Annotated in this window: 26 protein-coding genes; 8 read left to right on the top strand and 18 right to left on the bottom strand. The window is 37.0% G+C overall.

From position 1 onward, the window contains the following. The first annotated feature begins 42 nt into the window (after positions 1–42). Both KW2_RS00475 and KW2_RS00470 read left to right on the top strand, forming a co-directional pair. Positions 43–687: an FMN-dependent NADH-azoreductase gene (locus tag KW2_RS00475; RefSeq protein WP_021036543.1), complete on the top strand. Its 645-nt coding sequence runs from the start codon at positions 43–45 to the stop codon at positions 685–687. Between the two features lie 166 nt (positions 688–853). Then, positions 854–1,363, top strand: a complete 510-nt coding sequence (locus tag KW2_RS00470; RefSeq protein WP_011675162.1) for a MarR family transcriptional regulator — start codon at positions 854–856, stop codon at positions 1,361–1,363. 29 nt (positions 1,364–1,392) lie between these two features. On the opposite strand, the gene KW2_RS00465 is transcribed toward KW2_RS00470, so the two are convergent. From KW2_RS00465 to dtd, 5 genes are all read right to left on the bottom strand, one after another. Next, positions 1,393–2,034, bottom strand: coding sequence for a lysophospholipid acyltransferase family protein (locus tag KW2_RS00465; RefSeq protein WP_011675161.1), 642 nt, complete (start codon positions 2,032–2,034; stop codon positions 1,393–1,395). 169 nt (positions 2,035–2,203) lie between these two features. Beyond that, on the bottom strand, positions 2,204–3,601 hold the full coding sequence (locus KW2_RS00460; RefSeq protein WP_011675160.1) for an APC family permease: 1,398 nt from the start codon (positions 3,599–3,601) through the stop codon (positions 2,204–2,206). Between the two features lie 133 nt (positions 3,602–3,734). Continuing rightward, a complete protein-coding gene (locus KW2_RS00455) occupies positions 3,735–4,358 on the bottom strand; it encodes an HAD family hydrolase (RefSeq protein ID WP_011675159.1) in 624 nt (207 codons plus the stop codon). Between the two features lie 2 nt (positions 4,359–4,360). Further along, positions 4,361–5,365, bottom strand: a complete 1,005-nt coding sequence (locus KW2_RS00450) for a TMEM175 family protein (RefSeq protein WP_021036542.1) — start codon at positions 5,363–5,365, stop codon at positions 4,361–4,363. Further along, positions 5,358–5,813 (bottom strand): D-aminoacyl-tRNA deacylase, encoded by a 456-nt coding sequence (gene dtd, locus KW2_RS00445; protein ID WP_011834213.1) that lies wholly within the window; start codon positions 5,811–5,813, stop codon positions 5,358–5,360. The genes KW2_RS00450 and dtd overlap by 8 nt, the downstream gene beginning before the upstream one ends. A gap of 258 nt (positions 5,814–6,071) precedes the next feature. On the opposite strand from dtd, the gene KW2_RS00440 reads away from it, so the two are divergent. Then, on the top strand, positions 6,072–7,007 hold the full coding sequence (locus KW2_RS00440; protein WP_021036541.1) for a glycosyltransferase family 2 protein: 936 nt from the start codon (positions 6,072–6,074) through the stop codon (positions 7,005–7,007). Between the two features lie 14 nt (positions 7,008–7,021). On the opposite strand, the gene KW2_RS00435 is transcribed toward KW2_RS00440, so the two are convergent. From KW2_RS00435 to KW2_RS00395, 9 genes are all read right to left on the bottom strand, one after another. Next, the gene (locus KW2_RS00435) at positions 7,022–9,244 is read right to left on the bottom strand and encodes a RelA/SpoT family protein (RefSeq protein ID WP_011675156.1); all 2,223 of its coding nucleotides are present in this window, start codon (positions 9,242–9,244) and stop codon (positions 7,022–7,024) included. Between the two features lie 200 nt (positions 9,245–9,444). Further along, positions 9,445–10,401, bottom strand: a complete 957-nt coding sequence (locus KW2_RS00430; protein ID WP_021036540.1) for a polysaccharide deacetylase family protein — start codon at positions 10,399–10,401, stop codon at positions 9,445–9,447. A gap of 29 nt (positions 10,402–10,430) precedes the next feature. Continuing rightward, a complete protein-coding gene (locus tag KW2_RS00425) occupies positions 10,431–11,183 on the bottom strand; it encodes a 16S rRNA (uracil(1498)-N(3))-methyltransferase (protein WP_011675154.1) in 753 nt (250 codons plus the stop codon). 119 nt (positions 11,184–11,302) lie between these two features. Further along, a complete protein-coding gene (gene prmA, locus KW2_RS00420; protein ID WP_021036539.1) occupies positions 11,303–12,256 on the bottom strand; it encodes a 50S ribosomal protein L11 methyltransferase in 954 nt (317 codons plus the stop codon). A gap of 12 nt (positions 12,257–12,268) precedes the next feature. After that, positions 12,269–12,757, bottom strand: coding sequence for a YdeI/OmpD-associated family protein (locus KW2_RS00415; protein WP_041168669.1), 489 nt, complete (start codon positions 12,755–12,757; stop codon positions 12,269–12,271). Continuing rightward, a complete protein-coding gene (locus tag KW2_RS00410) occupies positions 12,744–13,484 on the bottom strand; it encodes a class I SAM-dependent methyltransferase (protein ID WP_021036537.1) in 741 nt (246 codons plus the stop codon). The genes KW2_RS00415 and KW2_RS00410 overlap by 14 nt, the downstream gene beginning before the upstream one ends. Before the next feature lie 33 nt (positions 13,485–13,517). After that, positions 13,518–13,802: a hypothetical protein gene (locus KW2_RS00405; protein ID WP_014571838.1), complete on the bottom strand. Its 285-nt coding sequence runs from the start codon at positions 13,800–13,802 to the stop codon at positions 13,518–13,520. Between the two features lie 74 nt (positions 13,803–13,876). Next, on the bottom strand, positions 13,877–15,430 hold the full coding sequence (locus tag KW2_RS00400) for an ABC-F family ATP-binding cassette domain-containing protein (RefSeq protein WP_021036536.1): 1,554 nt from the start codon (positions 15,428–15,430) through the stop codon (positions 13,877–13,879). A 29-nt stretch (positions 15,431–15,459) separates the two neighbouring features. Further along, entirely contained in the window at positions 15,460–15,927 is a 468-nt protein-coding gene (locus KW2_RS00395) for a DUF3013 family protein (protein ID WP_011675148.1), read from the bottom strand. A gap of 172 nt (positions 15,928–16,099) precedes the next feature. Here KW2_RS00395 and KW2_RS00390 point away from each other — a divergent pair, with 172 nt between their 5' ends. Genes KW2_RS00390 through KW2_RS00380 form a run of 3 tightly spaced genes read left to right on the top strand, consistent with a single transcriptional unit; the run spans position 16,100 to position 18,731 of the window. Beyond that, complete coding sequence (locus tag KW2_RS00390; RefSeq protein WP_021036535.1) at positions 16,100–16,588, top strand: GNAT family N-acetyltransferase; 489 nt, start codon at positions 16,100–16,102, stop codon at positions 16,586–16,588. Positions 16,589–16,631: 43 nt separating this feature from the next. After that, positions 16,632–17,891, top strand: a complete 1,260-nt coding sequence (locus KW2_RS00385; RefSeq protein WP_011834203.1) for a replication-associated recombination protein A — start codon at positions 16,632–16,634, stop codon at positions 17,889–17,891. A gap of 54 nt (positions 17,892–17,945) precedes the next feature. Then, on the top strand, positions 17,946–18,731 hold the full coding sequence (locus tag KW2_RS00380; RefSeq protein WP_021036534.1) for a ParB/RepB/Spo0J family partition protein: 786 nt from the start codon (positions 17,946–17,948) through the stop codon (positions 18,729–18,731). Between the two features lie 9 nt (positions 18,732–18,740). Here KW2_RS00380 and KW2_RS00375 read toward each other — a convergent pair whose 3' ends face one another. Both KW2_RS00375 and KW2_RS00370 read right to left on the bottom strand, forming a co-directional pair. Continuing rightward, positions 18,741–19,589 carry a COG4705 family protein gene (locus KW2_RS00375; protein WP_021036533.1) on the bottom strand — a complete coding sequence of 283 codons (849 nt, stop codon included), beginning with the start codon at positions 19,587–19,589 and terminating at the stop codon, positions 18,741–18,743. A gap of 186 nt (positions 19,590–19,775) precedes the next feature. Continuing rightward, the gene (locus KW2_RS00370; RefSeq protein WP_021036532.1) at positions 19,776–21,557 is read right to left on the bottom strand and encodes a heavy metal translocating P-type ATPase; all 1,782 of its coding nucleotides are present in this window, start codon (positions 21,555–21,557) and stop codon (positions 19,776–19,778) included. Between the two features lie 362 nt (positions 21,558–21,919). On the opposite strand from KW2_RS00370, the gene rpmF reads away from it, so the two are divergent. Continuing rightward, positions 21,920–22,093 carry a 50S ribosomal protein L32 gene (gene rpmF / locus KW2_RS00365; protein ID WP_010905107.1) on the top strand — a complete coding sequence of 58 codons (174 nt, stop codon included), beginning with the start codon at positions 21,920–21,922 and terminating at the stop codon, positions 22,091–22,093. Positions 22,094–22,122: 29 nt separating this feature from the next. Then, complete coding sequence (rpmG, locus tag KW2_RS00360; protein ID WP_003132258.1) at positions 22,123–22,272, top strand: 50S ribosomal protein L33; 150 nt, start codon at positions 22,123–22,125, stop codon at positions 22,270–22,272. An 81-nt stretch (positions 22,273–22,353) separates the two neighbouring features. Here the strand turns inward: rpmG and KW2_RS00355 are convergent, their stop codons facing one another. Together KW2_RS00355 and KW2_RS00350 are read right to left on the bottom strand one after the other, a co-directional pair. Beyond that, entirely contained in the window at positions 22,354–22,944 is a 591-nt protein-coding gene (locus KW2_RS00355; protein WP_021036531.1) for a flavin reductase family protein, read from the bottom strand. Between the two features lie 10 nt (positions 22,945–22,954). Next, a complete protein-coding gene (locus tag KW2_RS00350) occupies positions 22,955–24,124 on the bottom strand; it encodes a ring-cleaving dioxygenase (RefSeq protein ID WP_021036530.1) in 1,170 nt (389 codons plus the stop codon). Positions 24,125–24,175 lie beyond the last annotated feature (51 nt).

Genomic DNA, 24,175 nt, shown 5'->3' with positions numbered 1-24,175 from the left:
TCTATAATGTTGTTTGTCAACAAAAAAGAAAGAAGAAATAAAATGACAACATTACTCATCGTCTTAGCCCACCCACACACTGATGATTTCAGTTGGTCTCTTGCTACAACTGAAAAATTCAAAGAAGCTTATCGCCAAACAAACCCTTCTGATAAAATAATCATTCGCGATTTATTTGCAGAAAAAGTACCAGCTCTTGATAACGAAACTTTTGCAGCTTGGAAGCGTAATAAATATACTCCCGATTTACTTAATGAGGCTGACAAAAATTTACTCCATCGTCATGAAGAATATTTAGAAGAATTTCTGTCAGCTGATAAATATGTTTTCGTCAATCCTATGTACAATGGCTTTGTCACTGCTGAATTGAAACAATATATCGATGTCATTGCCGTACCTAGAAAGCTTTTCCGTTATACTGAAAATGGTCCGATTGGTTTACTTGAAGGAAAAAAATCACTTCATATCCAATCCGCTGGCGGTTTTTATCATAATGAACAAGATCCAACCCATATGGCGAATGATTTAGGAGCTGCCTATATTGACCAAACAATGAAAATGGTGGGAATTACTGACGAAAATCGCAAGCAACTCTTCGTAGAAGGATATGCTCGCTATCCAGAACGTTCTGCTGAATTGAAAGAGAAAGCGTTCACTAATGCAGAAAAAATTGGACAAAGTTTCTGAGACCTCACTTTCTTATCTAAATATCCCTCACCTCTTTCATTAGACTTTTTGCTCGCTCGTTAAAGTGGTTTTGCAAACCATCATCGGTCTTCTTTGGTCAGCCAAAATCAGCCCTAGGAAATCTATTTCGTATGGCTGGCTGTGATATAATATAAGAATGGATAAAATGAACTCAGCAAACTTGGACAAAAAAATTTCAAAGGAATTGCATGAACTGCGTCATGCAACTGACAATCGCTCTCAAGAAAGAAAATGGATTTTAGAGCAAGTAAATGATGACAAACTAGAAAAAGAAGTTTTGACTCTGTCAGTTGTCGCTCTTCACATTTTATCGGCCCTAACCAAAAAAGATTTAACTGGTATTGAATTAGCCACAAAATTATCAGTCACTCGTGGGGGAGTGACCCGTGCTGTTCAAAATTTAATAAAACATCAGTTTCTAACAACTTATCAAGCGGATAATGATAAAAAGAAAATTTACTACCATATCACAACTAAAGGCTTAAAAGTGGCAAGTATCCATGATAAGATGCACAAAATCATGGATTTAAAGCTTGGACAAATTTTTGATAAATACAACGAAAATGAAAAATCAATCATTTTAAATTTTCTGTCTGATTTCAATCTAACAGAAGGACAAATTTTTGATTCGACACAGACTGATAAAAAACTCTAGCAAAATATTTTGCTAGAGTTTTTTATTTTTTATTTTGCTTCGTAATGAAAATCAGGGTTTAATTCTTTATCAAGTTCAGCAAAAGCAACTTCCATTCGGCGGTTAACTTCGGCAATTCCCTCTTCATTCATTTTTTTGATATCTGAAATATCAATAGGGTGACCAACATTAATGGCAACTTTTTGACGTTTGAAAATTCCTTTCATTGTCAGAGGTCCTTGATAAACGGCTGGTACGATACGAACTTTTGCCATTTTAGCAATGACCGCAACGCCACCTTTCATTTCGGCACTATGACGGCTACCTGAAGGGAACATAATCATTGATTTATCTGATTCTTTAAGCATTTTAACGGCATGTTTTAAGGGTTTAGTCCCTGGGTTTTCACGGTCAACCGGAAAAGCACCACACATTTTAATCCACCAACCGCCAAATCCTTTAAACAATTCTTTTTTGGCCATGAAAATAAATTGTTTTGGACGAGTCGCAAAAGCAAACCATACTGGCTCCCAAGCCATTCGGTGGGGGGCGACTAATATATAATTTTCATCTTTAGGAATCCGGTCAATATTGTAATATTTACTTTTTCCATTAAAAATGAAAAGTAAAAAGGCGACAAGATTGCGTAAAAAGACATAGAAGATTCGATGTTGTTTTTCATATTCTTTCATTTTAGATAGTTTACTCCTCATATCATAAGTTGCTGATAACTTCCCTATTTTAACTTATTTTAGCTATTTTAGCAATTTTTGTCAGCTCCAAAATAATGACAAAAAAATGGTCTCAAAAATTTTGAAACCATTTTTTGTAATCTCTAAGTTAATTTTTTTATTTTTCGTCTTATTTCTTTTTGCGACGATTTCCATAAGCAAAATAAATCGCAATTCCAATAAGGAACCAAATTCCAGAATAAAGTTTGGCTTGAACATCCAGTCCCCAAAAGACAAATAATGACCCAATAAAACCAAGAGCTGGTAGTACTGGATAAAAAGGCATTTTATAAGTTGCTTCTGGTAAATCTTTTCCTTGACGACGACGGAGCGAATAAATTCCAAGAGTTACAAACATGAAAGCAATCAAAGTTCCGGCTGAGATAAGTTGAGCAAGAAAAGCAAAGGGGAAGAATGCCCCAATGACAATAGCAACAATGGCTAAGGTCCACACACCATTTGCTGGAAGATTTCGAGCATTCATTTTACCTAAACCTTTAGGCAAAAGTCCATCGCGTCCAAAAGCATAAAGCAAACGCGAACCTGCAAGGACCATTCCCAAAAGAGCGATAAACATTCCGGCAAGTGCAATCGCTGTGACAACTTCTGATAAAACAGAATAACCTGATTGTTGAAGGGCCCAACCAACTGGCGCTGCATTTCCTGCATAGGCTGAGTAAGGATGCATCCCTACAAGTACCAAGGTTACTGCTGCAAATAGAACAACAGCAATGAGAAGCGACCCAATAATTCCACGTGGCATTGTTTTTTGGGGATTTTTAGCTTCCGCTGAATTGGCGGCAATTGAATCAAAACCAATATAGGCCAAGAAAATCATCGACACCCCAGACCAAATCCCCGAGAAGCCACCAAAACCTGTTTTCGGATTGTGTGGCGGAATAAATGGATGGTAATTTGCTGGCTTAATGACCGTAATCCCCACAATGATGAAAGCAATAACGGCTGCCACTTTAAGCACAACAAGAATTTGACTGATTCGTCCAGCATCAGATGCCCCACGAAAGACAATAATTGCCGAGAGCAAAATGACCAAAAGTGAAATAATATCAACGATTCCACCATCTGTACCAAAAGGGTTGGCCAATACTTTTGGCAGATGGAAACCGAGTGGCGCTAGTAATTGCTGAAGATTTGCTGAGAAACCTGAGCCAACAAAGGCAACAGCAATAAAATATTCCGCAAGCAAAGCCCAACCAGCAATCCAGCCGAAACCTTCGCCAAATAAGACCGAAATCCAAGAATAGGCTGAACCAGCAAAGGGCATTACTGTTGACATTTCAGCATAAGCCAAGGCCACAAAACCAGCGACCAAAGCGGCAAGTAGATAAGAAAAGACAACCCCTGGGCCCGCAAATTGAGCGGCAACTTGTCCTGGCAAGGTAAAGATAGAAGTTGAAATAATTGTTCCAACACCTAGTGCAAGAAAATCACGTGTGGTTAGTACCTGATTATAATGTTTATCTGCATCACGATAAAGCTCAAAATCGGCTTTTCTCATAAATCCCATAATAAATCCTCATTTTTCTGAATTTGTAACTAAATAATTTCAATAAACTGTATTTTACCGAATTGTCAGACAATTGTCAAGAATTAACTTTATGCAGTATAAATTTTTTTTCAAAAAAATACTGACAGATTCGTCAGTAAATTATTTTATTAAAATCAATTTCTGTCAGTACTTCTGGTGCTTTCAGATGATAAGTTTTTAGACCCGCTGCCTGCGCTCCTAAGATATTGTCCGCATTGTCATCAATAAATAAAGTTTCATCAGCCTTTAAATTGGACTGACGGAGAACCTCGTGAAAACTTTCAACTGTTGGTTTTCTTAAATGTAATTCATGTGAATAATAGGCTTTTGTAAAATAAGTTGCTAAAGGCTGACCCATTTGTTCGATACAACGTTGCTCAAAACATTTAGCATGAATAGCGTTGGTATTTGAGAAAAGATAAAGTGAAAAATCTGCTGACAAGTCTGTCAGTAAATTCATTCGTTCTTTTTGAAAATCTTTTAGAATTAAATTCCAATTTTCTTCAATTACTTCGTCTGTCAGCTGGCTTTTAGTCGCTTTTCTAAACTCATCGTAGAAAACGTCTGGTGATATAAGTCCTAATTCTAGTTCTTCAAAAAAATCAACTTGTTTTTGTGGATTAAAGTAACTAGAAAAATCCTTGACGCCAAGTTGCTCAAAAGAATTAATCATTCGCGTAAAACCTAAATCTAAAATTACGCCACCCAAATCAAAAATAATATTTTTTACAGTCATTATTAACCTTCTTTCAAATAGGGAACACCGATAGAACGTGTCGCAGCATAAACTTCTTCTTCCTGATTTCGGTCATTGACCATGCGGAATAAAAAGTTAAAAACCGGAACAATCACAAAGAGCCAATGACCATAAAATGGAAAAATAATGGCAATTATCATGATTGCAATATTCATTAGAATTGTTGAAAATAGTCGGATTGTCCAGACACGACGCCAAAATTTAAAAGATTTTGGCATCTTACGAAAATGATCTTTAGTAATCGAATAACTTAAAAGTTCTTGCTGAAGTAAAATTACAATCAAAACCAAACCAAAATTAAAAGCACTAAATGAAGTTGGAGCAACCATAATCCACTTGGTCAAAAGTGGGATGAGTGAAAGTAAGCCGATAAAGATAAAATCTTGAACAATGATTTTTTCCGTAATTTCTTCTGTCAGTGCAAAAATCTTGTGACGATTGAACCAAAAATTAGCAGTAACAACAAAACTTACCAGAAAAATACCGGCAGAACTCAGAAATTCCCAATAACCTTGATTACCAGAAGGCACTGGAATTTCAAGAAGCATAATTGTAATGATGACCGCAATAATCGCATCAGCAAAAGCTTCGATATGATTGCGCAATTTTTGCTTTCTGAGTTTTTCATCCTCTAAAGCATGCCTAGTCATTGATTCTTGTAATTCCTCACTGGTCATCTTGGCATATTGCGGATGGGTATTGAGAAATTCTTCTTTGAGTTCTTCACGCGCTTGAATCATCTCTGGATTACTTTGCATTTCCTCAATTTTTCGTTTTTGACGGTCAGTCATCTTTTTATTTTGCTGTTTTCTGGTCTGCTCCTTTGAATAATCTTCGTCAAGTGATTGAATGATATTATTTTGCCAAATTTCCCCCACTTGGTCAGTCTGCTCAGATTTTTTTAAGCTTTGAAAAGTTTTGGTTTTACTGACAGCGCGAACAGGAGCTTGTTTTTTAACTCTACTCTTTTGCAATCTTTTAGGCATTTTTTCTAGCTTCTTTCGTATCTAAAATAATCGTGACAGGGCCATCATTTATCAATTCAACTTGCATGTCTGCACCAAAAACACCTGCTTTAACTGGCACAATCTGAGCTAAACTGTCATTGAATTTTTCATACATTGCTTTAGCAAAATCAGGTTTTCCTGCCGCAGAAAAGCTCGGACGATTACCTTTTTTAGTTTCCGCATACAAAGTAAACTGAGAAATTGATAATATTTCTCCTTGAATATCTTGAACAGAGAGATTCATTTTATCAGCTTCATCTGAAAAGATTCTCATTTGAGCAATTTTACGCACCGCATAGTCCAAATCAAAATTGCTGTCAGCATCTTCAACTCCAACCAAAAGCAAAAAACCCTGATTAATCTTTTCTTTAATTTTTCCATCAATACTGACAGAAGCTGACTTTACTCGTTGAATTACTATTTTCATAATACTTAATGTTTCACTCCTATGTTGATCTCTTTACTGACAGTATAGCATAAAAAAGCTATTTTATTTACCTGAGTTTAATCGATTTTTTAAGTCAATCCTCTATTTTTCATAAACCACCTTGCCAATTAAAAAAATGCTCACCTAGTCAATAAGATGGCAAGAATCCTTGACATCATAGCACTCTTTAGGTATTATCATTAATAGATATAAGACTTTCTAAAGATTAATAAACTACAAGAATAATTAAGGAAAAAAATGGAAGAATTAGCTATTGTTGTCCCCGTCTATAATGAACAAGAAACGATTGAACTTTTCGTCCGAGAGGTAAACAAAAAAACAGAAAATCTTGAAATTAAAAAAAATTTTTACTTTGTAAATGACGGTTCTAGTGACCAAACTCTTCCTTTATTAAAAAAATTAGCAAGACAAAATGATAATATCAACTATATTAGCTTCTCAAGAAATTTTGGGAAGGAAGCAGCTTTACTCGCAGGACTGCAAGCCACTAAAGAATCCCTTATCACTGTCATGGATGTTGATTTACAAGATCCGCCAGAACTTCTCGTCCCTATGTATCATAAGCTAAAAGAAGGCTACGATGCAGTGGGTGCCCGTCGCATTTCTCGCAAAGGTGAAGCCTTAATTGTCTCCCTTTTTTCGAACCTTTTTTATAAAATTATTAATAAAGTTTCTACCACGCCAATCGTTGAAGGGGCACGAGATTTTCGCTTAATGACTCGGCAAGTTGTCGATAGTATTTTAGAGCTAAGAGAAAGCAATCGCTTTTCAAAGGGCTTATTCTCTTGGGTAGGTTATGAAGTCACCTATTTAGAATATGAAAATCATGAACGAAGTGCTGGGCAGACTTCTTGGTCTTTTAGACAACTTCTTAGTTATTCTATTGATGGGATTATAAACTTTTCCGAAACACCTCTCAATATCGCAACTTTTGTTGGTTTTATCAGTTTTTTAGCTTCCGTCCTACTCAGTATCTTTTATCTTCTTAAAACACTGATTTTTGGCGACCCTGTTCAGGGTTTTCCGACCCTCATTGTCCTGATTTTACTTTTGGGGGGCTTACAACTTCTCTCTCTTGGAATCATTGGTAAATACATTGCTAAAATTTTTCTGGAAACTAAAAGACGTCCCAACTACATTATTAAAGAATCTAATATAAAAGAGCTTGACTAAGTCAAGCTCTTTTTTTAGGCATTTGTCCGTTTTACCGAATAAACATCAGGAGTCATTTTGATTTTATCAACAATCAAAGTTAAATCTGATAAATTTTTAATCCCTAAAGCGATATGAATATTCGCCATTTTTTTATCTTTTGTTGGTTGAGCATTTATCGAAATCAAATTTTTAGTCGAATTTGATAAAACTTGCATCACATCATTGAGCAATCCTGGACGATTAAATCCATAGACATCAATATTAGCAACGTATTCTTTGACCAAGTTCTCTGAATCATCCCATTCAACTTCGACAAGTCTTTGTTCAAAGTCTTCCATACTGCGCACATTTTGACAATCCGCCCTGTGAACAGAAACGCCTCGACCTTTTGTAATATATCCAACAATCTGGTCACCCGGAACTGGATTACAACATTTGGCAATCCGAACAAGTAGACTATCAATACCAGAAACGCTAACACCACCGTCGTGGCGGATTTTCATGATATTTTTACTTGATTCGCGTTTAACTTCACCCTTCATCAGCTCTTCAGCTTCAGCTTTTTGTTTAGCTCTCTCAGCTTCACGGCGTTCATTTTCAGTTAAACGATTAGCAATCGTTGTCGCCGAAAGTTCACCAAAACCAATTGCCGCGTACAAAGCTTCGGCATTGCGATAACTAATCTTATTGAAAACTTCATCAAGGTGTTTTTTATCTAAATACTGATTTGGAACAAAGCCAGCTTCTTCCAAAGCTTCTTGCAACATTTCACGGCCTTTATTAACCGACAATTCTTTGTCTTGGTTTTTAAAGAATTGCTTAATTTTGTTTCGAGCCTTATTGGTTTTAACTAAATTAATCCAGTCACGACTTGGTCCAAAAGAGCTTGAGCTGGTAATAATTTCAACTCGGTCCCCTGTTTTTAATTGAACAGATAAAGGTTTCATACGTCCATTTACTTTAGCACCCGTCGCATGATCTCCAACTTTAGTGTGAATCGCATAAGCAAAGTCAATTGGACCAGAGCCTCTAGGGAGTTCTTGCACTTCACCATTCGGAGTAAAGACATAAATCTTGTCTGATAAGATATCTTCTTGAACTGCTTTAACAAAATCTTCGGCTGAGTCGCCTGCTTCTTCGCGCAATTCGACTAGTTCATGAATCCAATTCAATGTTTCTGAGATTTCATGAACATCAACTTTTGATTTAATTCCTTGTTTGTAAGCCCAGTGAGCGGCAACCCCATATTCCGCAATTTGGTGCATTTCCCGCGTTCTAATCTGGAATTCCATTGGCCCTTTTGGTCCATAAACTGTCGTATGGACAGATTGATAGCCATTGGCTTTCGGATTGGCAATATAATCTTTAAAACGTCCTGGCATTGGCTTCCAGAGGTCATGAATATATCCCAAAGTTGTATAAACATCGCTTGTTGTTTCAGTGATACAGCGAATAGCAATCAAGTCATAGATTTCATCAAAGCGTTTTTTCTTATCGTGCATTTTACGATAAATAGAATAAATATGCTTCGGACGTCCATAAATTTCGGCATCCACTCCTGCTTTTTCCACACGTTCTTGTAATTTCCCAATCACTTCCGTAACGAGCGCTTCGCGAGCAGTCCGTTTTTCATTCATAAGACCACGAATGCGATAAAATTCCGCTTCTTCAAGATAACGGAAGGATAGATCTTCTAATTCCCACTTAATACTGGCAATCCCTAAACGATGAGCAAGGGGGGCATAGATTTCCATTGTTTCACGTGAAATCCGTTTTTGTTTATCTGGACGAAGATGTTTAAGCGTACGCATATTATGCAAACGGTCGGCCAGTTTAACCAAAATAACACGGATATCCTTGGACATAGCCATTAGCATCTTCCGATGGTTTTCTGCCAATTGTTCTTCGTGTGACTTATACTCAACTTTACCTAACTTGGTAACACCATCTACTATTTCAGCAATTTCATCGCCAAATAACTCTTGCAGGTCACCCTGAGTAAAATTAGTATCTTCAACGACATCATGCAAAAAACCACAGGAAACGGTAACGGCATCCAGTTTTAATTTGGCTAATATTCCTGCAACTTGGGTAGGATGAACAAAATAGGCTTCGCCAGAAGCACGATATTGGTCGGCATGGGCAAGTGAAGCACAGGCAAGTGCTTTTTCTACGAGTAAAAGGTCAGTTTCATTCATGTATTCAGAGCAGATATTGACAACTTCTGCTCCGGTTAAGACTGGTTCTGAAGGCATAGCTTGATATACTAGACCATTTTAAAAATAAACTTTAAAATGGTGGCCAGTTTTCCTCCTTATTGGATTAATATATTATCTCATCAAATTTTATAAGTTAAGGTTGATTTCACTTAATTTAATCTATTCTATCACATTTGCAAGTTAAGCAAAAGGATGACTCTTAAAAATATAAAGATAAAACTCCGATTATTCGGAGTTTATTTATTTTTTTCATTATAATCAGTCGCTGGTTGAATCATTTGCATCATTTCTTCAGCAGTGGTGCTACTCATCATTCTAAAGCGTGGCAGTGTTAATAGACCATCACTTTCTTTGGCTGCTTGGGCGACAGCACCATTACGTCCTGGATCAAGAAGTCCAAATTTATAGCCTAATTCAGTTGATAAGCTTAGGGTATTTTGGTTGTAGCCACCGGCTGGATAACAAATCATATTGGTTTGCTGGTTCAGATTTTTGTCAAGGTCAGCTTTTGATTGTTCTAGCTCTGTTCGTTGGGCCTCTAAAGTTTGCGTTCCTAAATCAGGATGACTGACTGTATGACTTCCAAAGTCAACAAGTCCGCTTGCTTTCATTTCTTTGATTTGCTCCCAACTCAAAATTCCCCCTTGAGCTTTATTCACAAATCCTGTGATAATGAAATTCGTAGCATGCATATTATATTTTTTCAGTAATGGGAAAATATCAGTATACATGGTCACTGAACCGTCATCAAAAGTAAGCCAAACCATTTTGTCACTAGGTTTTTCTTTGGTCGTCAGAATTTTTTGGGCATCCGTTCCACTGACTGTCGTATAACCTTGACTTTTCAGAGCTTTTAACTCATTCTCAAAGGTAACAATATTGATGTTGTTACTATCTTGTGGCAATTGGTCAGCTCTTGAAGTAACATAATGGAACATCAAAATAGGCAATTGATTTTCGTTAGTTCCAGTGCGCCATTTTGTTTCTTTAGGTTGAGAAGAACTAGATGGGACAGTGCTTTTGGTTTTTTCTTGTCTTGAAGTTTGACTACTTTTTTGGCTAGTATTTGCTTTAGGACTTAGCAGATGAACGGCAGCAAAAGCAATTGCAATTATTCCAATTAAAAGAACGAAAACCGTGAGGACTGAAGCCCAGCGAATTCGTTTTTTGTTACGTTGTACACGTTTTTTCATAATCGATTTCCTAAAAATTTTTTCTTTATTTATAATAATTCAAAATAAGCTGAGATACTTGATAAAGCGTATAAGGGAGCCGTTTCTGCTCGCAATATTCGTGGTCCTAAGCCAATCATTTTTGCCCCTAGATTTTCAAATTTTGCAATTTCATCAGGACTAATTCCACCTTCTGGCCCAAAAATAATCAGGACTTTTTGATTTGCTGACAGCTCGGTCAGTGCTTGTTTAAACATTGATGTTTCGCCCATTTTTGCCGACTCTTCATAGGCTACAAGAACCTGGTCAAAATCAGAAAATTGCTCTGTCAATCTAGAAAATTGGTCAAATAATTGAATTTTAGGAATCAATTGTCTGCGAGATTGCTCGGCGGCTCCTAGAGCAACTTTTTCCAATTTTTCTTGTTTTTTTGTCAGTTTTTTGTGGTCCCATTTACTGACAGAAGCTTTAAAAGGTGCTGACCAAATGGCTGTGGCGCCTAATTCAGTTGATTTTTCAACAATAAAATCTAATTTATCACCTTTAGGAAAACCAACTGCAACTGTGACTTGGACAGGTAATTCTGATGAATCTGTCAGTAATTCAATCAATCTGACCGACTGGTCAGCTGGCGAAATAATCTCTGACAGGCCAATTTTTCCCTCTTCAAAAACTAAGCGCAACTGGTCACCGGCTTGTGCCCGCATGACCGTAAAAATATGGTGAGCTGCGGCTTGGTTTTCAATGGTAAATTTCTCACCGATTTTTGGTAATTCTTTAAATACAAAATATTGGTTAGCCATTTTCTCTTCCAATCATCTATTTCATAAAATTCACTTCAATGAATTGTTTACTTTATTTTATCATTTGCTAAAAGATAAAGTACTCATTTCCAAGGTCCTAATATGATTTAAATGAAATTTTATCCTCCAATTACCCCTTCCCGATTTTCCGTTTTCTTGAAAATCAGACAGTTCCATTCGCCTTGAATCATGCGTGTTTCAAGGAAAAATCCAGCATTTTCTGCTGATGCAATGACCATATCGGCTTTGTCAGCAATAATTCCTGACATAATGAGATAACCTTCTTCTTTAACCAAGCGGAAAGCATCGTCCGTCATTAAAACAAGAATATCAGCTAAAATATTGGCCACAATCACGTCCGCTTTTTTATCAATTCCTTCAAGAAGATTGTTTGCTGACACATGAATTTTTTCATGACCAGGGTTGAGTTCAATATTTTCTAAAGCCACGCGCACAGCCACTTCATCAATATCGTAAGCAAAAATTTCTGCCGCGCCAAGATAAGTCGCTGCAACAGACAGAACTCCCGAACCCGTTCCGACGTCAAGCAGAGTTTCACCACCGCGCAAAACTTGCTCCAAAGCATAGAGTGACATTTTTGTCGTTGGATGTGTCCCAGTCCCAAAAGCCATTCCTGGATCAAGGCGAATCAATTTTTCAGAACCTGTCGCCACATAATCCTTCGTCCAACTTGGGACAATCGTTAAATCATGAGTGATACGTGCCGGTTCAAAATATTTTTTCCAAGCTTCTGCCCAATTTGTTTCTGACAGATTATTTGTTGTTACTGACAAACCTGTCAGTGAAAAATAATCAGCTAAATTGGCGATTTTATGTTCAATTTCGGCTTTTAATTCCACAATTGGCATATTTTCTGGATAATAAGCCGTGATTTCAACGAGTTCAGATTGCTCAATTTCGGGTAAAACTTCCCCAAATTGGTCTTCGTGATTGAGGTAATCAGCGCTGTCATTGATTTCAACACCCGCCGAACCTGCTTCTATCAGTAAAGCTGAAATAGCTTCTTCGGCTTCACGACTGATTTTTATAGTGATTGAGTTCCAGTTATTCATTTTTATTTCTTTCTATGGTTTATCCCTACCAACAAACCGATTCTTTCCCAGCAAAAAACCAATGGCCAGTGCCACATTTCGCTCGATGGCTTCATCTGTCTTCAATCTGGCGATATAGCGGTTAATTTCAAGTTGTTTAGAAGCTGTCAATTGTTCAAATACTTCTTTTGCTTCCAAATTTTTGGCTAATGCTTCGCTCAGCACTTGGGGTTGTTTGACCATTCGCGGCTCTGAATCATAAGCAATTGTAAAATCTACCAACTCACCAATTCTTTTTGGCGAATTTTTTAGCATGGTCGTATTCACATACAAACGCCAATTCCCTTTGAAAAACATGAGATTTTGCTTGTAATCCTTACCATTAACCTGACCACAAATAGCAATGGGCGATTTTTTTCGGCCTGAATCGATAAAAATATGTTGCAAAATATCTATCGGCAAAGCCACAAAGGGATTAATGCCGATAATTTCAAGCTCGGCTTGAAATTTATAAATGGTCATCATTATTTTTCCTCAAAATCAGATGATTGAAAAACGAAATCGCCACAAATTCAGGCTTGTCACAAACTTCCCATTCGACTTTAAACATTTTATCTGCCCAATCAGGCTCTATTTTAAACTCATTAGGCTGTAAAGCCCAGAAAGTCCGTAAACCGTAGGTTTTATCAATCTTTAGAGAACTGTCGGTAGATAATAAATCTGCCAGCTCATAATAATGAATCTTACCAAACATTTGATTGGTTTTTGATGAGCCAGTCATCAAATCATGAGCTTCATCGAGCGCATTTTCAAAGACAATTTTCTGCATCAAGGCCCCCGCATGATTATGTTTGACAATCGAAATCAGCCCATTTTTACTGAGCAGTCTGTCAAATTCACGCAGTATTTCCGCACGTTCACTAGGTGCATACTCAAAAACATTATGACATAAAATGAGGTCAAAACCTTCGTCATTAAATTTTCTGAGCTCAGAAAGTCCGCCAGTAATTTGCTGATAATGATTGGTTTGCTGACGATTTTTCACCATTTCAGAATTTGGCTCAATGGCAATCACACTATTTCTGTCAGCCAAATGATTGGCATTCCAACCAAATCCTGAACCAAAATCCAAAATTTTCTTATCTGTCAGTGAAATTTCTGCTGACAGCTGCTCCCAAACCATGCGATAGTAAAGTTGCATCCAAGGGCTTTCCCACTGGTCAAAATAATTTTGCAAACTTGCTTTCATTTTTCACCTTTTCTCACTTGTCAGTCTAAAAGTTCATTTTTCAAGTTTTTTCAGTTCTCGTTTCATTTTCGCAACAAATTTTTTTGCTGACGAAAAATCTTCATCATCAATATATTCAGCATTGTTTCTGAGCTCTTCAATCCAATCCAAAATCTCTGAATTAAATTTATTTACATTGTATTTTTTAAATTTCGTCAGTAGAATTTCGAGTGTTTTTGCCAGTTGTAAACTTCGATAACGACGCTCTGAGCGACGTTTTGCCAAAGTCACTTTATAATCTTGTTGTGGATTTTCCCAAGGATATGGTGTTTGAGTCATTTTTCTCCTAATACTGTTTAACTACTAATTTTTAGGAAAAATTAGAGATGAACTTGTATAAGATTAATCAGGAATTACAAAATTCGTGTCGTCCATTCTTCACAATTAATAACATCAGAAACCAAGCCTTCATAAAATTCAGGTTCATGTGAAACCATCAAAACAGTTCCTGGATATGCGATAAGTGCACGTTTGAGTTCTTCTTTGGCGTCCACGTCCAAATGGTTAGTCGGTTCGTCCAAGATGAGAATATTTGATTCTGTATTCATCAATTTAGCAAAACGTAATTTTGCTTGCTCTCCTCCAGAGAGTACATAAACACGAGATTCAATTTGCTTAGCCGTTAAGCCTACACGAGCAAGTGCTCCGCGGAGTTCCGCTTGATTCCAGCTTGGATATTCGTCCCATAAATCATCAAGAACTGTCTTTTGCGATGGATTTTTGATTTCTTGCTCATAATAAGCAATCTCTTGGAAATTTCCTTTTTCAACTTCACCATCAAGACTTGGAATCAAGCCCATTAAGCTCTTAAGCAAGGTTGATTTACCAATCCCGTTGGAACCAATAAAAGCAATTTTTTGTCCAGATTCTACTTTTAAATTAATTTCTGACGACAAAGGTTCATTGTATCCAATAACTAAATCTTTAGCTTCAAAAATCAGACGACTTGGTTTACGGCTAAATTTAAAGTCAAATTGTGGTTTTGGTTTTTCAGAAATTGTTTCAACGATTTCCATTTTCGCCAATTTTTTCTCACGAGCTTTCGCTTGTCCAGAAGTTGCCACATTCGCTTTTTTACGAGCAATGAAATCTTTAAGCTTAGCTTGTTCAGCCACCTGTGCATTATGCAAAGCTTCAAGTTGCGCTTTTTTCTCTTCAAATACCCGTTCAAATTCTGCGTAACCCATTGAATAACGCGTAATTCCAAGACCATGTACATGATAAATAATATTGACCACTTCGTCCATAAAAGGCACATCATGCGAAATCAAAATAAAAGCATTCTCATAGTTTTTCAGGTAATTTTTCAACCATAAAATATGTTCTTCATCCAAATAGTTCGTTGGTTCGTCCAAAAGCAAAATGTCAGGTTTTTCAAGCAAAAGTTTACCAAGCAAGATTTTCGTTCTTTGCCCACCAGAAAGTTCGGCCACATCTTTATCTAAAAGTGGTGTTAAACCAAGCCCTCGAGCCGTTTCTTCAACTTTTGCATCAATCAGATAAAAATCACTATTATCTAATTCTTCTTGAAGTTCTCCGACATTTTCAAGTGCTGCATTCATTTCATCTTCTGACATTTCTGCCATTTTCAGGTAAGTATCATTGATTTCTTCCTCAATATCAAAAAGATATTGAAAGGCCTCAGCTAGTGCTTCACGGGTTGTTTTACCTTTTCCAAGTGCCGCATGCTGGTCCATGTAGCCTACACGGTGCTTTTTCGACCAGATGACTTTTCCCTCATCAGGAACCAACGTTCCTGTGATGATATTCATAAAAGTCGATTTACCCTCACCATTTGCCCCAACAAAACCGATATGCTCGCCTTTAAGCAAACGGAAACTCACATCTTCAAAAATGGCACGGTCACCAAAACCGTGGGATAGATTTTTTACATTTAAAATACTCATTGTTTATTTGTTAATTCTTTCTAAAATTTTTAGTAGCGCGGATATTTATAAAAGTCTGTTTCCGATAGACCAGAAAGGCCACTTTCAAAAGCTTCTTTATCCCATTTTACAGAAAATTCTTCCGCAGATTCATCGGCTAAGAAATCCATCAAATCATCTAAACCTTGGTCAGCACTTTCCTGTAAAAATTGAGCAAAATAAGTCAAAAATTCACGAGATAAGCCCTTATCAGTGTAAGGAATTGCTGCTAGATAGTCATTCTCATCAAAACTTGACTTAGCAGGATTGTAGAAAATTATCGCATCTTCATAGACAATATTTTCATCAGATTCAACACCCTCTGCGTCAGTTAACAGAGTTCCAGAAGTGTTTTCCGCTTCTAGCAAAAAGCTAATTTCCACCGCAAAATTACGCTTGTCCCAATTCATCTCAAAATCATAAGAAAATCCTTTTTCCAAGACTTCTTCCAAAACATCTAAAAATCCAAATTTGGCCATTGTTCACACCCTCTTCATATTATGTTAAAATAATTATAACAAAAATTTGCTCTATAAAAGCAGCAAGACTTAATAAATAAGTCTTTTAAAAGCACTTTTTTATATTTAATAAAACAAAATGGATAGTTTTTTCTTTTTTATCCCTTACTTTTTAGAATTTGGAGATATATTAATGGAAATTAGAAAAATAGAACCTCGCGACTTTGTCAAAGTCGCTCAACTCGAAAACGAAAATTGGACCTTGGCTTCTACCCCACATATCATGGACTCATCAGCAGAGAAAATCATCAGCAAAATCATGAGCGGGACCACTTATTTGTTAGCTGAAGAACATGGTGAAATTCTTGGAATCCTTGATTATGGTTTTCGCCATAAATCAGTCTTTGGCAAGCATATCGTCACTTTTGGCCTCATGACCGCAAAAGAAGCCCGAGGTAGAGGAATTGCGACAGCATTGATTAATTTTTTTATTAATTTAGCTCAAAAAGAAGGCTTCAAAAAAATTACAATTCAAGTTATGGGCTCAAATCAGGCTGCTCTGGCCCTTTACAATAAACTCGGCTTTGTTGAAGAAGGGCGCTTGAAAAAAGAATTTTTCATTGATGGAGATTATGTTGATGACTGCTTCTTAGCTTTTTATCTTGATAAAAGCCTCATGTAAATTTGGTTTACACTGCTTGTAAACTTATTGATTGGAGAATGATATGGTACAAAATCTTGCAAGACGAATGAGACCTCGCAATATCGATGAAATTGTTGGTCAAAGACATTTAGTTGGTAAAGGAAAAATCATCCGCAGAATGGTGGAAACTCAACTTCTTTCAAGTATGATTCTCTATGGCCCTCCAGGCATCGGTAAAACTTCAATTGCTTCAGCAATTGCTGGAACCATGAACATTGCTTTTAGAACATTTAATGCAACAACTGATACTAAAAAAAGGCTCCAAGAAATTGCTTCTGAAGCAGAATTTTCTGGTCAGCTTGTTTTACTTCTTGATGAAATCCATCGTTTAGATAAACCAAAACAAGATTTTCTTTTACCACTTTTAGAAAACGGACAAATTATATTAATTGGAGCAACGACTGAAAATCCTTATTTTTCAGTTGTACCCGCCATTCGCTCTCGTGTTCAAATTTTTGAACTGAAAGCTCTTGAACCAGAGGATTTAGAATTTGCTGTAAACCTAAGTTTACAAGATAAAGAACGAGGCTTTGATTTTGACGTGACTATTGAAGATGATGCGCTCTATTTCTTAGTTCACTCAACCAATGGAGACTTACGTTCTACATTTAATGCTTTAGAATTAGCTGTTCTTTCTTCAAACGAACACCGCGTTACCCTAGATGATATGGAAAATTCTTTGCAAAGAAAAGCAGCAACTTTTGATAAGGATGGGGATGCTCATTACGATTTGCTGTCTGCTCTGCAAAAATCTATTCGTGGGTCTGATGTCAATGCAAGTTTACACTATGCTGCACGTTTGATTGAGGGAGGGGACTTACAAAGTCTAGCACGTCGTTTGACTGTCATGGCCTATGAAGATATTGGTTTAGCCAATCCCGATGCTGCAGTACATACCGTTACAGCCTTATCAGCAGCTGAGAAATTAGGGTTCCCAGAAGCACGGATTCCTCTTGCCAATATCATTATTGATTTGGCCTTATCTCCAAAATCAAACTCAGCTTATTTAGCAATGGACGAAGCCCTTTCGGACTTGGGAAAATATGGAAATCTTGCTGTGCCACCGCATTTACAAGATGGTCATTACGCCGGAGCTAAAGAATTAGGACGGTCTGTAGAATATCAATATGCTCATAATTTCCCAGACCACTGGGTAAATCAACAATATTTACCAGATAAAATTAAAAATGCAGATTACTTCCGACCGGATGATATGGGAAGATATGAAAAAGCCCTCCATAGTCGGAAAGAATGGATTAATGAACAAAAAAAGAGGAGCTGACAAATCTGTCAGTAAATATAAAGTCTTAACATTTACTGACAGAAAGTGAAAAAGATGACAGAAGAAATCACTCAACTCAAATTATCAACAATTGTCAAAAACCCCTATCAGCCTCGTCTTGTTTTTGATGAGGATCGCTTAAGAGAGCTGGCCAATTCTATCAAAGAAAATGGTGTTCTACAGCCGATTATTGTTCGTAAATCGAAGTTAATTGGTTATGAATTATTGGCAGGCGAACGTCGTTTTCAAGCTTCAAAATTAGCTGGATTAGAAACAATCCCAGCAATTATTCGGACCTACTCGGATGAGGAGATGATGACTCTATCGATTTTGGAAAATTTACAGAGGGAAAATCTCAACCCTTTAGAAGAATCTAAAAGTCTTGCACAACTCTCTGACAAATTAGGCATGACTCATGATGAAATCGCTAAGGCCCTCGGAAAATCAAGATCTTATGTTTCTAATTTGATTCGTTTGCTTGGTCTACCCGATGAAATTTTGAAGCATGTTGAGAATAGAACTCTTTCCCCTGCTCATGCCCGAACGCTCTTAGCCGAAAAAAATCCCAAAAAGCAATTAGAATTGGTCGATAAAATCATCAACGAACAGCTCAATGTTAGGGAGCTTGAAGCTATTATTTATGGCGAAGAAAAAGTTACTGACAAGTCTGTCAGTAACTCAAATATCAATCTTTTTACTGACGAAACTGAAAAAGAACTGATGAAAAAGTTGGGAAATAAAGTTAAAATTCAAGCAAATAAAAAATATCAAGGAAAGTTATCGCTCCATTTTGATAATCTTGATGAGCTTGAACATTTGATTGAATTGCTCAAAAAATAAAAAATAGTGTCAATCCGACACTATTTTTTCTGATTTCTGAGTAAAATAATTTGCCGATTTTTTATGAAAATCTACTAGAATCACTGCAATCAAGAAGACAAATAAGACAAGCCAAATCACTGACATTCCTCCATTTCCAAGTTTTCCCCCATTCCATGTATAGCCAAAATAATCAGCGAAACTTGCACCAACTGGACGTGTCAAGATATAAGCTGCCCAAAAACTCAAAATTTCTACCAAACTATTTTGAGCCGGCTTTCCAAAATATCGATAAGCCAAAACGATGACAAAGATTAAACCTAAAATTAATCCTGTATTAAGAAGCCCAAGACCGAGTCCATAAGGGTCTGGATTATAGCCTGTTCTTGTATCCGCCATCCAATCGCCAAGGGCTGTTCCCATGGCAAAACTAAACATGACCGTCAACCAATAGCAAAGTTCAGATTTAAGTGTTCTAATCTTATGAATAGATAAAGTTCCCGTCAGATGATACCAAATCATAAATGAAATTCCCATTCCCGCGGCAAAAATTAGGCTAGTAAAAAGATGTGAAATTCCGAGAACCCCCGAAAGACCGTCAGCTAGAATTGTCCCAAAAACAGCGAGCAAAGCAACTGATAGCCAGTAAAAAACTGGTCGATACTTTTCAGATTTTAATTGCAAAAAAAGAAAAATACCAAAAAGAATGAGCGACCAAGCAACCGTAAATACCGCACCAAGCATTTGATTTTGTTGCCCAAAGAGCTTGCTAGAGAAGTCGGAAAGAGACTCTCCTTGCCCCGTCGAGATAAGTTTGGTCAACCAAAATAGCAAGCCAATGGCAGGAACCTTATTCCATTGAAATTTTTTGTCTAACATTTTTAGACCTTCTCTCTTTTGAGTTATTTAACAAAACCATTGTAGCGAAAGAAAAGATTTAAAACTACCAGTTTTCACTGAAAAGTTACCGAGAATTTATCATGAAAAAGTCATGAAAAAACCTACTAGTTGAGCTGCTAAAAAATAAAAAGTACTGACGAATTTATCAGTACTTTTTTTGCAAGTTTAACCTCTAAGTGCCCGAAGTGCATAAAGAATGGAAACAACGTCAATGATTTCTTGGAACAAGGCTCCAATCACTGCGGGAATCACTCCTAAAGCAGCAATGAACATTAGAATAATACAAATGACAATCCCAATCATGACTGCCTGTTTAGCAATCTTTAAAGTGTCACGACTAATTTCGATAGATGTCGTGACCTTTCTAAGGTCATTTTGCAGCAAAACAATATCGGCTGCTTCACTAGCAACTGTTCCTGAACCGACACCAATCGAAATTCCAATATCGGCTGTTGCTAATGCTGGCGCATCATTAACCCCATCTCCAACCATAATAACTGGTCGATGAGTTGCATTTTGAATAAACTTCAATTTTTCATCTGGCATCAGTCCTGCATAGACATTGTCAATCCCCACACTTTTGGCAATTTTGTCAGCAACAAGTTGGTTATCACCGGTTAGCATTGTGATGTTTTCAAGTCCAATTTTTCTCATCTGAGCAATTGTTGCTTTTGCTTCGGGTCGTAGAGTATCTGAAAAAGTGACGGCTCCAATATATTTCCCAGATTTGCTGACATAAAAAGCTGTTTCATAATTTAGATTATCTGGCGCAAATGCAAATGAACTACGGCCAATTTTAATTTCTTCACCATCAATCTCTCCAATTACTCCAAGGCCTGCGACCTCAGTTAAAGAAGTTAATTTTAGAGGTTGAATCTTTTTAGTTTCTGCATATTCAACAACCGCTTTGGCCAAAATGTGACCACTTGATTTTTCAACCGTGTAAACTAACTGTAAAAGTTCAGCTTCATTTCCTGATTTTACTGGCTTTATACTGTCAACTTTGATTGTTCCTTCAGTAATGGTTCCCGTTTTATCTAAAAATATTTCTTGAGCTTTTGCTAATTTTTCAATGACGGTCCCATTTTTGATTAAAGCCCCATTTTGACTTGAGCGGCTCATTCCTGAAACAAAAGCAATCGGCGCGGCCAAAATTAAGGGACAAGGACTTGCCACTACTAACACTTCCGCAATTCGGACTGGATCTCCCGAAATAAAATAAGCAACTGCTGCGATGATATAAGCAATAATTGTAAAGGGAACAGCATAACGGTCAGCTAAACGCACAAATTGAGCTGGTGTTTTTTCCGTTTCCTTAACCAATTGTACGATTTTTTGAAACTGTGAATCCGCTGCAGCAACCGTTGTTTCGATTTGAATGCTTGAGTTACCGTTAATAGCTCCCGAAAGAACATTGTCGCCTCTGACTAATTCATTAGGCTTTGTTTCACCAGTCAGTGAAGCCTCATCAAGCACAACAGCTTCCGACAGAAGTTTCCCATCAATTGGAATAATTTCCATTGGTCTAATCAATAAAACACTACCAATCTCAACATGGTCCAGTGGCAAATCAACTACCTTATCTCCTGTTTGCACATGTGCAATTTCAGGCGACTTGTCAAGTAGAGCTGCTAAGGCACGGTGAGCACGGCCATTGGCATAATCCTCTAAACTTTCTCCTCCAACAAGCATGAGAATAATAATCAGTGAAGCCCAATATTCTCTCACCAGTAAAGTCGCAATAATGGCCGTGATGGCTAATAAATCTACACCATAAGAGCCACTTCGTAGGGTTTTGATCATTTCAATCAACATTGAGAAAGCCAAAACTCCCCCAGCAATTGTGACGACTAGACGCGCCAAAAAAGGCTGATTAAAGCCAAAGTAAGCAATCAATGCTACGCCTGCGATGACAAAAACAAGAATCAGTTTTTTCCAGTTTTTCATTCATTTCTCCTTAAAAATTTAATTGTCCTAGAACATTGCCCTGCTTTGTTTGGAGTTTTTACGACCTGAATGTCTTCTCCTTACGCCGCTTTGATTCTTTCGAAGCTGAGCTTAAATTTTTAAGTAATCCGATAAGTTACTTACATTTTATCAAATTTATGCTAAAGTCCCTATAAATTTAGCTGTCAAAGATATTTGTCAGTACTTTTAAAAGCTAATATTTTACTGACGGATTGGTCAGTAAAATTTGTCAAGTAATTTTACTTTACAAAACTTGCATTTCTGAAAATTTATGCTATACTAATAAAGTACGTTTTTGCACTCTGCAAGAACGAGATAAAATTCTACGGAGGAAAAAAACAATGGCAGTACCTGCACGTCACACTTCATCAGCAAAGAAAAACCGTCGTCGTACACATTACAAATTGACAGCTCCAACTGTTACTTTTGACGAAACTACTGGTGACTACCGTCACTCACATCGCGTTTCACTTAAAGGCTACTACAAAGGCCGCAAAGTTCGCGACACTAAATAATTCGACAAAAGTTATAGAAAGGGACTATCATGCGCGTAAATATTACACTTGAACACAAAGAATCTGGTGAACGTCTGTACCTTACTCAAAAGAACAAACGCAACACTCCAGACAAATTGGAACTTAAAAAATACTCTAAAAAATTGCGTAAACACGTAATCTTTAAAGAAGTTAAATAATTAAAAATGACCTTAGGGTTATTTTTTTATTTTTAAATCAAACAAAAAACTTACTGACCAACCATCAGTAAGTTTTTTTATTTATCTAGGTCGTAAAAGACTAAATCGATTACCCAAAGTGCTATAATCATCACCTGCTAAACGGCCAATTGGTTTGAGTTTAGTTAGATTGACATGAAAGTTTTCCTCGTCCAATAGCTCGTCAGCAAATGAGAAATTTACCACTTCAAGAAGAACTAAATGTCCATTCTCACCTAAAGGTAAATGATGATATAATTTAGTTTCTAAGCGAACCTTTGATTCCTTTAAGCTTGGAACTTGAACTTTCTGAGAAGGAACAAGCTCCAATGAAAATTCTTTTGCTTCACTAATATGCTTGGCTAGTGGTGCCGCTGTTTGATTCATTAATTCTACATTGTCTTCATTTACAAGATGAACAACTGCTTCTTTTGTTGTCAAAAGATTGTTGAGACTATCCTTATTTCCCGTGAATGAAATTGACAAAAGTGGCGGATTAGCCGAAGCGACGTTGAAAAAGCTAAAGGGGGCTACGTTGACTAAACCATCGGAATTTTGACTTGTCACCCAAGCAATCGGACGAGGAACAATACTGCCCGATAAGAGTTTATAGACTGTTTTTTCATCGAGCTCATCTGCTTGATATGATTTCATCAGTTCTCCTTTATTTCAGCGTTTCAACTGGAGTTCCCGCTTTATGTTCCAATACTTTTTCAACCGTCCACAATTCATCTTTCGTACGATCACGGTGAGCATCTGAGGTATCCAAAGGACGTAAACTAGCTGCAGTTCTTGCCTTGGTTGCTTCATCTCCTGGGAATAAATGAGGAGGCAAACTCAAAGACAAACCTGATTCTTCTTTACTTTGGTCAATCCAGAAACCAGAAGTAATCAATGCTTCTTCATAAGAATCAACAGCCCCTGAACCAGATTTTGCCATATCGAGTGCTCCAATTCCTGGTGTATATGTCGCAATCTCAAAGAGTACACCTGGCGCAACTCTAACATATTCACTTGAGAAATAGAATCGGTCAACCAAACCTGAATGAGGCAAACGGAAGGCTTTAATGCGTTCAATCCAATAATTCAATGTTTCAGGATTTGTTGTTCCCAATGCTAAATGGTGAATTGTACCATAACCTTGATAGGCATAAGATTCTTTTTCACCAGCTTCTTGAAGAATCAAAGCTGCCCCATTCCCACCATTGGCTACTTCAAAAAGGTGTAAATCCCCTTCTTGACCAGCGTAACGGAATCCAAAAACTGTTTCCAAAATTGAACGAAGATTTTTGGCGTTTTCCACTTTCACAAAAACTGGGCCCAATCCAGTAATCCCATGTTCTTGCGGAACATTTGAAAGTTGCCAAGAATGCCCTTTAGAAGCATCCCCGTTATTATTTTGGTCAGAAATTAATTGATAAAGTTGACCATCAAAATCTTCAAACTCTAAGGTATTTTGACCAAACTTACTTGAAATTTCGCCATGTTTAACATGGGCATTATCAAAGCGAGTGCTCCAATAATCCAATGAAGCATCTGTGGGTACTCGGAATGAAGCGCGTTCGATATTATTAACCCCATGGTTTCCTTTAGGAATATCCTTGAAATCAAAAAATGTCATATCGGCGCCATGTCCGTCTTCTTCTGTGAAAAAGAGGTGATAGGTTTCATAATCGTCTTGATTCACGGTTAATTTTGCTAGCCGAAGTCCCAAGATATTTGTAAAAAAATCATAAATTTTTTGAGCACTTGAAGTAATTGCTGTAACGTGGTGAACTCCACCAAGAGTGAGAGTTTCAGGGATTTGTGCTACTATTTTTGTTGATTCAGTCATCGTTTTTTCTCCTATATTTACTATTTATTTACTGACAACCTTTAGTCAGTA

It is taken from the genome of Lactococcus cremoris subsp. cremoris KW2, assembly GCF_000468955.1.
Classification (GTDB): domain Bacteria; phylum Bacillota; class Bacilli; order Lactobacillales; family Streptococcaceae; genus Lactococcus; species Lactococcus cremoris.
This window is presented reverse-complemented; position numbering and strand designations above follow the sequence as displayed.